We start from the raw sequence: 16,114 nt of genomic DNA on the forward strand, positions 1-16,114 counted from the left end.
AACTACTGATCTTTAGACTTTAAAAAAAACAGCAGCATCAAATGATTAATATCGAATCATTTTTGATGCTGCTTTATATTGAATTCAGCAAAAACTTTAGCCTATTCACTGATAAAGAAAAAAATTGAGATTCTAGCAGTCGGCAAGATGTAAGAAGATTTGGACGCTTAATGCCATTAAAGAATGCACCATGCTAAAAAATCGTAAAGATTTCTCCAATTTTACCTTCTGTAACCGTGAGCATCCTCAAAATGAGCCTATAATTACGTTAAGATGTACTTTGTTTCGAGGTTAAAATGGCTATTTCTCTAAATTATATAGACATAAATAGCATTAACCAAACTATTCAAACAGAACATGAAACTTGGGTTAAAAAAAATGCTCCTTCATTTCTTGATTTTATTAAAATAGTTAATCAGCAATACAGCATCCTGAATTTTCCCGAATTGTGGTCTGGTGCACGTCTTTTTGAAACAAAGATAGAAAAGAAAGGCAAAGATAGTCCTGCGAGTGTAGAAATTACTGAAGTAATTAAAACAGCACAAAAGAAATATAAAGACGATCCCTTAAAAATTAAGGAAATCAATGATTTTGAAAAAAAATACACAAAATACCTAGCACTACTAAAGGAAAGATGCTTACTCCATGCGATTGCACAAACCTTATATGAAATTAATCGTTCTAAAAAGCAAAAAGAAGCCCAATTACTTGAAGAGATCAAAAAGGATTTTCAAAAAACACTTAATATCTCTGCTTTATTAAATATGCAAACCCGTCAGGATTGTTTAAAAGCCCATAAGCAAATAACGATGCTTGCTTATGCTTTAAGGAACAAAGCTGATGATAATGAGCAAGAAAAAATAATTCAATTGGAGGTTCTGTCAAAGCGACTCTTAGACTGTCATTATGAAGGCGCAAAGAAATCGACGCTTCGTGAAGCTCTTGCTAACGATCTGTCCACAATAACCTCCTTTATTGGCCTAGGAGTTGGCATTCCGGCAGCAATCCTTGCCATAGCCGGTATTTTTTTCCCTCCACTTCTCCCTATCGCAGGTATATTAGGTACAATCGGATTTATTTCTTATACAGCCTCCGCCATTTCCGTTGTAAAAATGGCAAATGAAGCCATAAGTTACGGTCGTGGTCCTAGTCCAAGCGATGTCAAGTGGATGATTTTCGATATTGTACTCGCCCCTTTTTACATTGTAGGAGGACAAATTTTTTCGGGACTGTCGCATGCACTAAAAAATTTAAAACCGTTACGCAATATAGTGAAGGCAACTGGAGATATCTGGAATAATATTGTTTCTAACGTATTTCCTGATATTTTCTTTGTGAAAGATATAAGCTCTGAGATGATCTCAGTAGGCTCTGTATACACAGCTGCTGGTGAATTGAAAAATACCCTATCTGCGACATCCTGGAAGAAAATGAGAAGCGCTTTTTCAGCACATGATCATGATTTTTTAGATAAAATAAATCACGCAAAAGAAAAAATCGCACTTTTAAATAAAAGCAAAGCAAGGCCCATCCCCACTCCCCAGCAAAAAAAGAGCCAGGAAACTTTAAAAGAATTTGTAAAATCAGATATTGCTGCCCAACCTCAAATGCAGGAAATAAAAGCTGCTTTAGAAAAGTATATTAAATTGGAAGAAAGTATCGATTACACAATAAAATACTTACTCCCCGAACAATATGAACGCGAAATTTATAAAAAGGACTTGGCGCTGGAGGTTATTGAACTAGCCTGTGACAAATGTAACAAATCTAATCCTTCGAATGAACAACTGCAATGGAGTAATCAAATCAAGCAATTGGCAAATCAGATTGATCTTGATCTCATGAACGAATACACCATCTATAACAACTTAATTTCTGAATCAAGCACCACAGCCCTAAATGGACGTGATTTTGCATATACGAAAATTAATATCGATAATAAGCCAGGAGAAGAACCTATAACAGTAATTAAAAGTTTCCATGCACATATACTTTTATGGGATAGTGGTTTTATAGGAATAACTACTTCGAAAGAAGCTCAAAAAATTAAAGATGCAATTGAAGTGTATAAAAATTTGCCTCCCGATACCAGTATGGCCAAACGACTTGAGTCCTTATGCACCATACAAGATCATTGTAACACTTATCTGACCATATATAAAAATGATCACTCCAAAGGGCGCTATAAATTTGTAGAACATCTAGCCACTAATATTGAAAAAGAATTAAATAACTTATGTGTTTTTATAACAGCAAATAAAGAGGACAGCAATGATGCAACACCTGTTTTAATAGGTTTTAAAGCGTCTGGGTAAATTGTTGGATATCCTATTGATTCATATGTTAAGCTTTGAACCTTTCTAAGGTAAATTTATTTTGACATAAATAATGAATACCCAAATCAATCAAGAAAAAAAACAATTATGGATTATTTTATTAATTGTTCTAATCAGCTTTCTTAGCTCATCCATTGCTTACCCAATTTTTCCACCTTTATTTTTACACTCAAGTAGCCATTCAATTATTGGAGCTGACTGGAGTGAAACAGGAAGACGCATTTTACTGGGAATTACTCTGGCAACGTTTCCATTAGGACAATTCATTGGCGCTCCCATTCTAGGAAAAAACTCTGATTTATATGGACGAAAAAAAATACTCATTCTAAGTTTAGCTGGGAGTTTACTTGGCTATTTATTCACAGTTTTCTCCTTTTGGACAAATTGCTTTTGGCTCTTGTTGTTCAGTCGCTTTTTCACTGGATTTATGGAAGGAACCTTTGCTGTGGCACGAGCATACGCTTCTGAATTGACCACCATCAACAAATTTGTGAGTTTTGGCAGAATCAACAGCATGGCTGCTATTGGTTATATTATTGGACCAGTCATTGGTGGTTTATTATCAGATTCAAAGATTCTTCCATGGTTCTCCTGGACTTTTCCTTTTACTATCGCAGCCCTAGCTACTATTGCAACATTGGTACTTGCTTGGTGGAAATTACCAGAACATAAAGGACAGAGCATTTCGACAAAAGAGTCCGTATGGGATCAACTGAATATTGTTCGTCAATTCGTGTTATTATTTCAAAATAACCCTCATTTAAAACTGTTGCTGCTTATCAGCACCCTCTTTACCTTCGCAGTAGATATTTTTTACGAGTTTGGCCCAGTTTATCTTGCTGGGAAATGGCTGATGTCGCCGGCAATGATCGCTATTTATAATGCAGCTTTATCAGCAACCCTTGCTTTAGGTGCGTCATGGCTTCCACGTCATCTTTCAAAACACATCCCTGTTCACAAAATCATTACTCTTTCCATGATGGCCACCGCCTTGATTTTTGCCTGCATGATTGCTTTTCAATATCGTGTTCCTATGTTTTTATTTTTCGCGCTGATTGGTTTTAGCATCACTAGCGTTACGACAACCATGACGATTCATATTTCAAATAGGGCTCACTCTGCTATTCAAGGAGAAGTTATGGGCGCGCAATTAAGTTTACGAACATTAGGTGATGCTTTCATTTGTCTTTTTGGTGGTTTACTCATCGTGGTTTCTCTTATTTTACCCATTATACTTTGCTGCGTTACAGCATTGGTGGCCAGCTTTTTGTGTATATTATATTTAAAACCGGATGTACATTAAGATAATTTAATTAGTTTGATAAAACCAATTGATTTAAAGGAAATGCAGGATGCAAGAACGAATTTATCTTCTAGGACTTAGAGGATTATTTTTATTACTAATCATTTACACCAGTAAACCCGAGGCGAATCAGCCTTCATTAACGAACGAGCCCCCCTCCTAGGGAATTATTCTTTAGAGACATCGCAACAACCAGGTCCTTTTTTTTCCTTTGGGCAAAATATAATTGATAAAAATCAATTCATCGCTTCATATCTTCCCAGTTATATATATAGCAAAGGACAAAGCATTTTAGAGGGAGATTCCTCCCTACTTTATGGAATTACAGACTCCATGTCTCTCCTGGTCACGTTACCTTATGCTTTCAGATATAATAATGGCACTATAACTCGATCTGGAATAGGCGATCTTGCTATTGATTTAGAATATGCTTTTTATAATTTCGAAAATTCAAAATATTCCGACCAGGCAACCATTATTTTCTCACCCACGTTCCCGATAAGTAATTTGGATGCAATTTCTAAAAAAAATAATCCACGGCAACGAGTATCCGGATTTTCAAGAAAAAACTCACCTGCCAGCTTTAGTGTAAATAGCTATTTTATTGGTGCTACATATTCTCGGATGTTCATTGATTGGTATGGTTTTTTAGCTCCTGGGGCATTACTCATTGAAAAGCATGATTTAATTCAGGAAGGAAAACAATATTATTATAACTTGGGAATAGGCCGTGATATCAAAAGTAAAGAAAAAAAATACATATTTGCAGGATTACTCGAATTAAATGGCCAATATAGTGCCAAGACTACACTCGCATCAAATACAGTTCCGAATACAGGAGGAAATATCATTTACGTAACTCCCTCCCTTTGGTTTTCTACTCCTAAGGTAGTTGTTCAGGTTGGTATTTCTTTACCTATCAATCAGTATTGGTACGGTAACCAAAGTCATATCTCTTACTATACAGCCAGCATTATTACCTGGACCATCCACTAGTCAGTTAATGTATGTTTTGCTGATTCTCTAGAAAGTCTCTCGAAGAAATTATATCTAACATTGTGCATTGAGTTTTTTGGTTCTAGAATAATTTGTTGTTGTGAAATGGATTTCTAACTTAACAAGGATGAACAATGAAAATACCTTCTTATGTATTATTACTGACAAGCTTATTATTTAATACACTACATGCTGCAACGGAAATAGTTGTTCCCAAATTAGCCCCACCGGATACACTCGTCAAAAGGTATTCTAACCCAATAAATAGCGATTCTGGATTACCCATTGCGCAAAGAACTATAGACTACCCAACCCATGTAGTGCGTATGGAAGAAATACCACTACAAGACCCTACTCTCAATTGTGAGCAAGTACACCAAAAAATTAATGAATTCTTTGTCAAGAAGCTCCCCGTTACAATGATTTATTATAATATAATCGCTTATTGTAGTTATGATGCAGAAAACCCCGATATTGCTAAGAACTACACTATTAATGCCTATTTTGATCCTGTAACCGATCAAGCAATTGAATACTTAAAAAACTATATTCATGAACACAATGGGCAAGATTTAATGGGAGCTCCTTTTAACATTGAAGAAGCAAAAAAAGTAATCGTGTCATTAAACTTTGATGCCGGGATTCGAAAAGATGAATATGGTCAAATTATTTTGCGTTACTACCATGAAAATCAAACTCATAGCTTTCAAAATTTTTTTGATGTCCGTAAAGAATTAATTACAGACATTCATCGTCGTATTAATTCCAATGAAAGTGCCACCATTATTCCATTATTTACCAAATGGTTTTCTCCAGGTAGTGAGTCACTTTATACTCATATCTTAAGAAAATCTGATTATCTATTGTTACAACCCGAGCTAATTTTTCTTCTAGATCAAGAACCAAATGCATTTACCTCTAAGCTAAGAATGTATTATGCCCACTACTGCGCGAATAATCCTAATAAAAGATGCTTATAAAGGGATATCCCCTAAGGTAGATAACGCCTTAGGGGAGGTCATACTCAAATTTAACATGAATTTGGAGTAAGAATTTTATTGGCTGCAACATTTTTTTAAATTGAGTCGTTCTACTGAAGATTAACTAAAGCCCATGCCCTCTCTGCTCTGAACTGGCACATCTTCATCAATCTCACCCTTATTAGATTTCGTATTGGCTTGCCAAAAAAGAACACTACTTCCTCTAGGTTCAAAGTTATTACCCGTTAAAAGGTATTGACTCTCTGTAGATTCTTCCCAAGTTAAATAACACGGATCTTGGGGTTGAAAATCGACTAAAGGGAGATCAGGAAGCCATTTCTTTTTAAATTGATCTCCGTATAAAAAATATTGATATACCGAAATATACTTTTGATATTCGTTAAAAGACAAATGTCTATAGCTTTTACTTCGATACTCATAAAGAGCTAAAAATAAATCATTAACTGTTGCTGTTGGTTCAAGATTCAAAGTTATTGAGTCCGCACTATTTTTTTTAGTAATGATAAATTTCATTTTTAACCATCCAAATAAATGGGCCAGAGTTAATTAATATATTTTAAACAATGAGAAATCAATATAAAGTCTATAGATAATCACCTTACAAAAGATACCAGACTACCCTACATTGAAGAATAAAAACATATAAAATTATTTATAAACAATAAGTTATAAAAAATTACGCATTTTTTAAAATTGTCTACTATAGTAAATTTAAAAACAATTATAAATATAGGGGATATCATGTTACTTCGATGGACAGGTGTAGCTCTTTTGTTGTGTCTACTTAATTCTCCATGTTTTGCTGAAGAAAAAGAAATTGCAATCACCATTGATGATTTACCCTTTGTAGGCTCTGGTTCTAGTACCCCAGCCAGCCTGAAAAGAACTGAAGATCGCTTCATGGCTATAGTTAAAGCACTTGTTGATAACCAAGTTCCCGCAACAGGATTTGTTATTGGCGAAGCAGTAGCAAAAAATGAATGGTACTTGTTAGAAGCTTTCCGTAATCAAGGCTTTTCTTTAGGCAATCATACTTATACCCACAAAAGCCTCAATAACATGAGTGCTGCTAAATACATTGCAGATATAGATCGGGCAGATTCTATTTTAGCGCCAGTCATGACCGAACCTAAATATTTCCGTTATCCTTATCTGGCTGAAGGCAAGGGGTCAAAAAAACAAAAAGTCTATGAGTATTTGGCTGAGCATCAATACACAATAGCCCCTGTAACTATTGATAGCAAAGATTATGAGTTTAATGCGCGATTCTATAAAATACCCTATAGAAAAAGAGCACAGAATCTTCCTGATTTTAAAAAACGCTATTTGGCGTACATTTGGAAACAAACTCTTCTAGCAGAACACAGAGCCAAAAAAGGTGATGGCCAACCTGTAAAACAGATCTTATTGATACACGCAAATCTTCTAAACAGTTTATGCTTAGAAGACATTATAGAAATGTATCGAAAAAATGGATACAAATTCATCAGTCTTGCTGATGCTTTAAAAGGAAATACAGCACAACCATTAAGAAATAGTGTAGAAGTTCCTAATAATCCCAAATCTGAAAAAAAAGAAACAGAAAATAAATCAGCTACGATTAAAACAGTAACTGAGCATCAAAGTTAATTCTATTGACACACTTTATAACTAAATTCCCGCTTATGCGGGAATGACAGCTTTCTGAGTTCTCTTCTTTATTTGTAGACACTTTCAGGAATCAGGATGAAAAAACTCACTGGACATTTTAAGCTTTCCTGGACACAGTTCGCTTCATAATTGAGTTGATTTTTCGGAAATCAACTTATTCTTCTCCAATCGAGAAATTGCTTGCTTGGGCAACAAAATCCAATAATGTCCTTCATTTTTCATATGACCTGCGATTAGCGTTGCTTTCTCGCCCCCGCCCCAAAAAACATCTCCTCGCACTTTCCCACGAATAGCTCCACCCGTATCTTGAGCGATCATTAAACGTTGCATGGGCTTACTCGCATCAGGTTTTGCACTATCTGGTCGCGAGGTATTTAACCAAAGCGGAGCACCCATAGGAACCCATTGTTTGTCTATAGCAAGAGAATATCCAGGTGTTAATGCTACACCTTGTGAACCAAGAGCCGCCCCATCAGCCATTTTTTTGAAAAAAACAAATGATTTGTTTTGATTAATTATTTTATCCATTTGTTTCGGATGAGCTTCTAAATAACGCTTAATTCCCTGCATGGATGCATTATGCTTGGTCATAACTCCTTGCTTAATCAATACACCTGCAATTGCGGTGTACGGTGCCCCATTTTGAGCATCATAACCGATATAAATATTATTACCGTCTTCGAGCTCGATAACACCAGAACCTTGGATTTCTAAAAATAAACGGTCAACAGGACTATTAATCCAAACAAGAACCTTTGCTTTTTCTTCGATAGCACCATTATTAATTTGCGCGCGTGTGTAATAAGGAACAAATTTCTTATCCTCTAATCGACCTACAATACGACGATTTTTTAAATCATTAAAAAACAATCCCAGATCAGCCGTCACTAAATCATTAGGTGTTTCATAAATAGGAACATGAAATTCTTTGGATTCAGTATAACTGCCTTTAATAGCAGGTACATAATAACCTGTAAACAAACCTGGTTTGCCATTGTTATCTGTAAACTCTATGGGAGTAAACCATTCTTCAAAAAATTGCTTGGCTTGTTTTTCTGCAACAGGAGTAATTTTTAAAGCTGCCTCACACGCAGGCTGCCAATCTTTTACGCGCAGGTCAATCTGCTCGGTACCAACAATTTGCTCTGGGTTCTGGCGAATGAAAGCACGACAAGATACTTGAAATGTCTGCAAAGATTTTTTTAAATCAGCTGACTTCCATCCAGGTAATCGTTCAAAATCAGCCTCTTTAAACATAATTTCAGGTTGCTTTGGTGGCTGCTGTTTGATGAACCAAAATACCCTGAGCGAAATGCTAAAGACGATTAAAGTGAGAAAAAATGTTGTATAAAGTATTTTCGTTTTCATAAGGAGGACAATTTTTACACGTTATGGAATGTATTGCAACAAAAATGCGCGATTTTCACATTTTAAGTGCGTTTACCTAATCGGATTAAGAAAAAATTTGAATTAATAATTTTTTGATTTTAAATACTTTTTAAAAATTGTAAATAAACAATAAAAATTCGTTGAAATTTATTTGTATTTTATTCAAAAATTCAAAACTGTGTCATCCATCGCTCTGAATTAACTCAAGGCTAAGTAGCACCAACTGCTTATCCCTAGAGGAGTAACACGCTCTTTAACAAGACAATTTGTCAGTTTTCCAACAGCAATTAATCTCACTTGTAAAAAAGATAAAGGTTTGCCCTTATCAAGTTGAACAACAGATAATCGCTGATGATGTGTTGCATACTGCTGATTCTTAACACGAGTAACTAGGCAAGGAAAATTACCTAAATCCTCAATAAGATACTCATACCGCAATCCCTCATTCGACAAAGAACAACCTTGATGATGAAGTAATTTATGGAGCACTTGGCTCTGGGAGATCTCTTCAATAACACAGTTGGGAGCAGATAACGCCAAGTATTTTTGGGATAATTGTCTCACTACATTTTCTAAGTTATAAAAATTCTTATGTGACTCTTCTTGTCTGCTAATTACCTTGTGGTACAACAAAATATGTTGCATAGAAGCTAACAAAAGCAAACTAATCACTGTAATCATCAACAAAGTTACTGTAAAAATAAATCCCTTTTCCTTTTTCATGATCCACGTACTGCAACCATAATCTTATGCGTCTTATCATCTTCTAAGCCTAAAGTGACTTCAAGAAACTGTTTGCCTTGGATAAACTGTTTTTCCAGAGATAAAGAATGAACTAAAGAGGTTACCTCTTCGGCTTGTATCGATTGATAATAAAGAGCATTTTTTCTTTTAGCATTTTTCTTAATAAACCAACGCTCTTCTAAAAACTCACCCACGTAAGCAGATGTTTCATAAAAATGGAGTAAGGGCTTTTTTAAAATAACTCGTGTTTCGTTAACTTGCTGATTAACACCTATGAGTTCATGTATTTCAGCATGCTTACAATCAGCAATTAATAAAGGTCGTTTTTCATTTAGCGAAACCAAATGCTGCACTAACAGAGTAGTTGGACTTTCTATTTTAATTAACTTTGCAAAATGTTCTTTCATTCGACTCACTTGAATGAATTGCGAGGGCTGATTTTTAACGTTCAATGCATGAACATTATTCTGATAATTCCTGTGATCAGTCACTTTTAATTGATCAAGGCCTAAACAAGGAGTGAATCCCGCACGCCGAATACTGTCACTTAATAAATCATCCACCCATTGCACATCAAACTCAGCCTCTAGAACTTTTTCCATCTCCAGGTATTGATGCTTACTTTCTAAATAAAACTGAATTAACGCAGTCATAATCACACTTGCTAAAAAAAGACTGATCAAGACCTCTGAAAGACTCATACCGCCTTGTTTTTTCATTTTACTTTAGCTCAATAGAACTATGTTTCCGAATTATGAAATCTAATTGCTCATGCCAGGCAAGTTTTACAAATATTTCTCGATCTTGATGCTGTAACACTAGATGGAAAAACGTAGGAGGGAATGGGATTTTTTTAATTTGGATCGGTAAAGTTTCTTCAATTTGATCCAAATAATGAGTCGCTTGTATCCTTTTCATCAACTGATTTAACATATATTTGCTTTGTGATTGTTGCTGTAATAATGCGAGGGCTAGAGTAGTTACTAATAATAAAGACAATAATACTTCGATAAGGGAAAATCCCTTTTGCTGATTCATATTCCATTTTCCTTCAGTTGGATTTGCCCCTCAAAGGGTAATGTCATGAAATAAAAAATTCAAGAAAAACATCTATTATTTTTTTATTAATCATTAAATAAAATCAAAAACTTATCATTATGAGCTTTTTAAACAACATTATCGGGTCATTTGGTGAGTGATAATAACGATCTTATGTCTCAGCCACGAAAATACTTGAATGAGCTTGCTAAAGCAGTGTAAAGTTTGTTTTGAAAAAATGCACCGTAATAGACTATTTTAGTTGAATAATATTAAATTCTTAAAAAGGCAAGGAATGATTTATGGCAGTTAATTTTCAACAATTACCTCATCCAGGAATACGCGCTTTAGTTCCTTATAAACCAGGAAAATCTATAGAGGAATTAGCGCATGAAAAAGGAATAAGCAATATTATTAAATTGGCGAGTAACGAAAATCCTTTAGGTTGTAGCCCCTTAGCCTTAGCTGCATTGCAAAATATGTCTTCTCATGTGCTTGCTACTTATCCTTCGCCAATCAATCATCCTTTAATGATCAAACTGGCAAATAAACTCAAGATCAATAGCAATCAGCTTTTTTTAAGTAATGGTTCAGATTTTATATTCAATATGTTACTTACTTGTTTCGGCTTACATAATGAAAAGCATATACTGACCCATGAGTATGCGTTCAGTACTTATGCCATTCAAGCACACTCACTCAATATTCCAGTTCGTACCGTAGCAATTAATCCAAACTGGGAAATCAATATAGACAACTTAATTCATGCCTGCACCTCCGAAACGAGTATCATTTTTTTAGCAAATCCAAATAATCCTACAGGCGTGCCCGTGGATCCAAATGAAATAAAACGCCTCTTAGAATATATACCAGAAAATACTTTATTAGTGGTTGATGAGGCTTATTTTGAATTTGCAGAATCGCAACTGCGTTACAATAGCATTGAATGGATAGCGCAACACCCTAACCTAATAGTAACCCGAACTTTTTCAAAAATTTACGGATTAGCGGGTGTGCGCCTCGGTTATGCCATCGCACATCCGTCTATTATTGAAATTTTACTACGCGTACAATTGCCTTTTACCGTTAATCAGGTAGCACTCAATACCGCTTATGCAGCTTTAGATGATGAAGATTTTTTGCGGTTGAGCTTACAGACTAATGCAGATGGAATGCAGCAAATACGCCAAGGATTAGATGAATTAAATATTGATTATCTACCTTCAGCATGCAATTTTCTTACCTTCAATTGTAAAGAAAATGGAATGCCACTCTATAACTATCTTTTGGATAAAGGTATTATTGTTCGTCCTTTACATCCATATAAAATGGACAATTACATTAGGGTCACCATAGGCACCCAGGAGCAAAACACTCGCTTTCTTGAGGCATTAAATAATTATTATAAGTAAGGAAATAAAATGACTAGTGACTTAAGCAGCAAACATTGTGAATCATGCGAAGGTATAGGGACTGCATTAAATGCAGAGCAAATAAAAAATTTATTACCTCAATTGGATAAAAATTGGGTAGTCAGTGCGGATAATTGTAGCATTAAGCGCAGTTTGTCCTTTAAAAATTTTTATGAAACTATGGCCTTTGTCAATGCCCTTGCCTGGATAGCCAATATTGAAAATCATCATCCGGATTTAGAAATCGGTTATAACTATTGTCATGTTCATTTCATGACCCATGCACTCAAAGGTTTGAGTCATAATGATTTCATTTGCGCTGCGAAAATGGATAAATTATTAGCCGACTAAGAATAAAATTACCAAGAGTAGAGTATATGTACCCTAGCGATACAGATTTAAAGGATATGCATACCTGACGGATTATTCTAGGGTAAAAAATCAGAAATTGGAACTTGAGTTTTGAGCATGCGTAAGAGGTCAGGGGAATGGTGAATCTTGGCTGAGCGAGCAGGCTGATCTTTTACGAACATGAAATATAAAAACTTAAGTCCTGCCTCATAGATTTTTCAAAATGCGCCAGCAGCTTTTATATAAATTTTAAACTTAATATTTCATTATAACTTTATCGTCACCTAAGAGATTTGCTAAAAGTCCAAGTAACTCATCACTAGGTAATATCTGCCATTGTGGTGCCAAACTTAATTGTGCTTTTGCATATTCGTTAGAATAGGAAAACTGGACAGCACAACGTCCAATATGTGCTTTTAACAAAGCTTGAATGGATGGTAAAATGCCTTGTTGTTCAGCATGCACACGCAACTCCAAACACCGAGCAAATTTTGTACGTGCAGTGGGTACATCATAAAGTGAGCTCGCGCTCATTTTCACCCCGCCATTATAATCATCATGCGCTACATCACCTTCAACAACAAGCATATTGCCTATTGCCAAAGTAGATGAAAAAGACTCAAAAAGCTCATCAAAAATAACAATATCCATTCGTGCTGTAGAATCATCCACGCCAAGAATCACCAGTTTTTTACCTCGTTTTGTCACAACCCTACGAAGTCCTACTACCTGGGCACATACAGTTGCTTTTTTATGCATTGATGGGTTTAATTGGCTTATTGGTACAATAAAATCACTAAATTCACGTCGATACTGATCTGCTGGATGTCCAGTCAAATAAAAACCCAATACTTCCCGCTCACCCTCCAGGCGTTGTGCTTCAGACCAAGGTTTGCATAAAACGTATTCTTGCTCATTGGTACCATCATCTAATAATGAAAATAAATCAAATTGACCACTGGATTGATTTTGGTGTTCTTTCTCTGCTACTTTTAATGCTTTTTCTAAGGAAGCGGCCAATATTGCTCTTTCTACCTTCCAATCATCAAAGGCACCGCTTTTGATCAAGGCCTCTAATACGCGCCGATTCACTTTACGTAAATCCAACCGTTGACAAAAACTAAATAAATCGGAGTAGCTCCCTCCTGAGTCTCGTGCCTCGATAATGCAATCGATTGCGGATTCCCCTACCCCTTTTATAGCACCAAGACCATAAATAATAGTAGTATCGTCAATAACGGTAAATTGATACATGGAATGATTGATGGAAGGAGGTAAAACCTTTAACTTCATATGGGCACATTCATCGATAAAAGTAACTACTTTATCTGTGTTATCCAGATCCGAAGACATTACTGCCGCCATGAAAGCCGCTGGATAATGGGCTTTAAGCCATGCAGTTTGATAAGCTACCAAAGCATATGCTGCTGAGTGAGATTTATTAAACCCATAGCCCGCGAATTTTTCCATTAAATCAAAAATATGAGTTGCTACTTTTTCATCAACTCCTCTTGCCGTCGCTCCCTCGGTAAAAATTTCTCGTTGTTTCGCCATTTCTTCAGGTTTTTTCTTTCCCATGGCGCGACGCAATAAGTCTGCAGAACCTAAAGTATAATTTGCTAAAACTTGTGCGATTTGCATAACTTGTTCTTGGTATAAGATAACTCCATAGGTAGGCTTTAAAATAGGCTCCAAATCAGGATGAGGATAATCAACCGCAGCACGACCATGTTTACGATCAATAAAATCATCCACCATTCCTGACTGTAAGGGACCTGGTCTAAATAAAGCAACTAAAGCGATGATGTCTTCGAAACAATCAGGTTGTAAGCGATTAATGAGCTCCTTCATTCCACGTGATTCCAGCTGAAATACCGCAGTTGTTTTACACGCCTTTAGCAAATCAAAGGATACCGGATCATCAGTTGGGATGTGGCTAATATCAATTGAGGGTAATCCTTCACAACTCCGTTGTTTGTTGACGATGGCTAGGGCCCAATCGATAATGGTTAGCGTTCGTAAACCCAAAAAGTCAAATTTAACTAAACCCGCTGCTTCCACATCATCTTTATCAAATTGGCTTACAATTTGCGTAGAGCCTTCTTCACAATAAATGGCTGTAAAATCAGTCAACTGGGAAGGAGCAATCACTACACCTCCTGCATGTTTTCCTGCATTTCGCGTAATGCCTTCCAGTTTTAATGCCAGATCGATAAGTTCTTTAACCTCTTCTTCTTCAGAATAGCGACGCTTAAGTTCTTCTTCTTGTTCTAATGCTTTATTTAACGTGATGCCTAATTCAAAAGGAATTAATTTAGCTAATTTATCAACAAATCCATAAGGATGTCCTAATACACGTCCCACATCACGCACGACTGCTTTTGCAGCCATAGTACCAAAAGTAATAATTTGCGACACACTTTGTCTGCCGTATTTTTCGGCTACATAATCAATGACCCGATCGCGCCCTTCCATGCAAAAATCAATATCAAAATCAGGCATGGATACTCGCTCAGGGTTCAAAAACCGCTCAAACAGCAACTCATACTCTAAAGGATCTAAATCTGTAATCTTTAAGGCATAAGCAACCAATGAACCTGCTCCAGAACCACGTCCTGGTCCAACAGGCACACCATTTTTCTTTGCCCATTGAATAAAATCAGCCACAATCAGGAAATAACCAGCAAATCCCATATTGTTAATCACATCTAATTCAATCTGGAGTCTTTCGTCATATTCTTGTCGAGAAATGAGTAACTCCTCTGGCGATATGTTTTTAAATATTTGCAGAAGACGTTCTTCCAAGCCAATTTTAGATAAATGAGACAAATAGTCCTCAACAGTAGAACCATCAGGAATAGGGAAATTAGGTAAATAATTGTTCCCAAGATCTAGTTTCACAGTACATCGTTTGCTTATCTCTACAGTATTTGTAAGTGCTGAAGGCAAATCAGCAAATAAAGCGATCATTTCATCTGCTGAGCGTAAGTATTGTTGGGCACTGTATTTCTGTTCTCTTCTAGGATCAGCTAAAGTGTACCCCTCATGAATACAGACACGTGCCTCGTGTGCCTCAAAATCGTCTTTATCCAGAAAACGTACATCATTTGTTGCTACTAATGGCAATTTCAATTTATTAGCTAAAGCAATTAGCTTTTCATTATAAAGTGTCTCATCAGGTCTACCTGTTCGTTGGATTTCTAAATAGAAGCGATTGGGGAATAGCTCTTGCCAATATAATGCTCGACTTATTGCTAATTCTTCATCATCTGCTAATAAAGCTTGTCCAATATCTCCGCACTTTCCTCCCGATAATGCAATAAGTCCAGCTGAATATTCTGTAATCCACTGATGTTGTACCCTTGGTTGACCTTGATACTGTCCTTCCTGATATGCTTTTGAAATAAGGCACGTTAAGTTTTTATATCCCTCGGAATTAAGGCATAAAAGAATCAGAGAAAAAAAACGATCAGGATGTTCAGGATTATGGCAGGGTAAGTCACTGCCAATAATAGGTTTTATTCCAGCATCAATCGCGCTTTTGTAATGTTTCACAGCAGCAAATAAATTACAATGATCAGTCAATGCAACAGAGTACATTCCTCGTGAAGGTAGAGCCTTCATTAAAGGTTTTACCCGCACTAAACCATCAACTAAAGAAAACTCTGTGTGAATACGTAAATGAACAAACCGATGTTGCATAAAGGAAATAGACTCATTTAAATTAATTGAAGAACTTTAACCTAAATCATGTGCTTTGCCTATGGTGTTACCTATAAATCATTCTTCGTTTATAAGATTAGGACATATACAGGAGCATCAAATTGCACTTTTATTGAAAAACCCTAAGATCGACAATAAATTAAGTGCTTTTCTGGGGTAATTTTGTAACAC

General features: G+C 35.9%; 13 protein-coding genes. 7 read left to right on the forward strand and 6 right to left on the reverse strand.

All coding sequences use genetic code 11. From position 1 onward, the window contains the following. Positions 1-296: 296 nt before the first annotated feature. The 4 genes from DYH34_RS18405 (at position 297) to DYH34_RS10930 (ending at position 5,615) form a co-directional block, all read left to right on the forward strand. Positions 297-2,315, forward strand: a complete 2,019-nt coding sequence (locus DYH34_RS18405) for a hypothetical protein (protein ID WP_238589513.1) — start codon at positions 297-299, stop codon at positions 2,313-2,315. 73 nt (positions 2,316-2,388) lie between these two features. After that, positions 2,389-3,639: an MFS transporter gene (locus DYH34_RS10920; protein WP_058465310.1), complete on the forward strand. Its 1,251-nt coding sequence runs from the start codon at positions 2,389-2,391 to the stop codon at positions 3,637-3,639. A 333-nt stretch (positions 3,640-3,972) separates the two neighbouring features. Next, positions 3,973-4,635 (forward strand): hypothetical protein, encoded by a 663-nt coding sequence (locus tag DYH34_RS10925; protein ID WP_238589514.1) that lies wholly within the window; start codon positions 3,973-3,975, stop codon positions 4,633-4,635. Positions 4,636-4,769: 134 nt separating this feature from the next. Beyond that, on the forward strand, positions 4,770-5,615 hold the full coding sequence (locus DYH34_RS10930) for an Lpg0189 family type II secretion system effector (RefSeq protein ID WP_058465311.1): 846 nt from the start codon (positions 4,770-4,772) through the stop codon (positions 5,613-5,615). Positions 5,616-5,735: 120 nt separating this feature from the next. Here the strand turns inward: DYH34_RS10930 and DYH34_RS10935 are convergent, their stop codons facing one another. Continuing rightward, on the reverse strand, positions 5,736-6,149 hold the full coding sequence (locus DYH34_RS10935) for a hypothetical protein (RefSeq protein ID WP_058465312.1): 414 nt from the start codon (positions 6,147-6,149) through the stop codon (positions 5,736-5,738). Between the two features lie 228 nt (positions 6,150-6,377). On the opposite strand from DYH34_RS10935, the gene DYH34_RS10940 reads away from it, so the two are divergent. Then, entirely contained in the window at positions 6,378-7,265 is an 888-nt protein-coding gene (locus tag DYH34_RS10940) for a polysaccharide deacetylase family protein (RefSeq protein ID WP_058465313.1), read from the forward strand. A gap of 144 nt (positions 7,266-7,409) precedes the next feature. Here the strand turns inward: DYH34_RS10940 and mltA are convergent, their stop codons facing one another. The 4 genes from mltA to DYH34_RS10960 all read right to left on the reverse strand — a co-directional run bounded on the left by mltA (position 7,410) and on the right by DYH34_RS10960 (position 10,457). Beyond that, entirely contained in the window at positions 7,410-8,654 is a 1,245-nt protein-coding gene (mltA, locus tag DYH34_RS10945; protein WP_058465314.1) for a murein transglycosylase A, read from the reverse strand. Positions 8,655-8,873: 219 nt separating this feature from the next. Further along, a complete protein-coding gene (locus tag DYH34_RS10950; protein WP_058465315.1) occupies positions 8,874-9,398 on the reverse strand; it encodes a pilus assembly PilX N-terminal domain-containing protein in 525 nt (174 codons plus the stop codon). Continuing rightward, positions 9,395-10,138 (reverse strand): PilW family protein, encoded by a 744-nt coding sequence (locus DYH34_RS10955; protein ID WP_058465316.1) that lies wholly within the window; start codon positions 10,136-10,138, stop codon positions 9,395-9,397. Before DYH34_RS10955 ends, DYH34_RS10950 begins: the two co-directional genes overlap by 4 nt. Before the next feature lies 1 nt (position 10,139). Then, positions 10,140-10,457, reverse strand: coding sequence for a prepilin-type N-terminal cleavage/methylation domain-containing protein (locus tag DYH34_RS10960; protein ID WP_058465317.1), 318 nt, complete (start codon positions 10,455-10,457; stop codon positions 10,140-10,142). Between the two features lie 302 nt (positions 10,458-10,759). Here DYH34_RS10960 and hisC point away from each other — a divergent pair, with 302 nt between their 5' ends. Both hisC and DYH34_RS10970 read left to right on the forward strand, forming a co-directional pair. After that, entirely contained in the window at positions 10,760-11,869 is a 1,110-nt protein-coding gene (gene hisC / locus DYH34_RS10965) for a histidinol-phosphate transaminase (protein WP_058465318.1), read from the forward strand. Between the two features lie 9 nt (positions 11,870-11,878). Continuing rightward, on the forward strand, positions 11,879-12,220 hold the full coding sequence (locus DYH34_RS10970; RefSeq protein WP_058465319.1) for a 4a-hydroxytetrahydrobiopterin dehydratase: 342 nt from the start codon (positions 11,879-11,881) through the stop codon (positions 12,218-12,220). Between the two features lie 255 nt (positions 12,221-12,475). Here the strand turns inward: DYH34_RS10970 and dnaE are convergent, their stop codons facing one another. Then, positions 12,476-15,922 carry a DNA polymerase III subunit alpha gene (gene dnaE / locus DYH34_RS10975; protein ID WP_058465320.1) on the reverse strand — a complete coding sequence of 1,149 codons (3,447 nt, stop codon included), beginning with the start codon at positions 15,920-15,922 and terminating at the stop codon, positions 12,476-12,478. Between the last annotated feature and the right edge of the window lie 192 nt (positions 15,923-16,114).

The organism is Legionella cincinnatiensis, from assembly GCF_900452415.1.
GTDB lineage: Bacteria > Pseudomonadota > Gammaproteobacteria > Legionellales > Legionellaceae > Legionella > Legionella cincinnatiensis.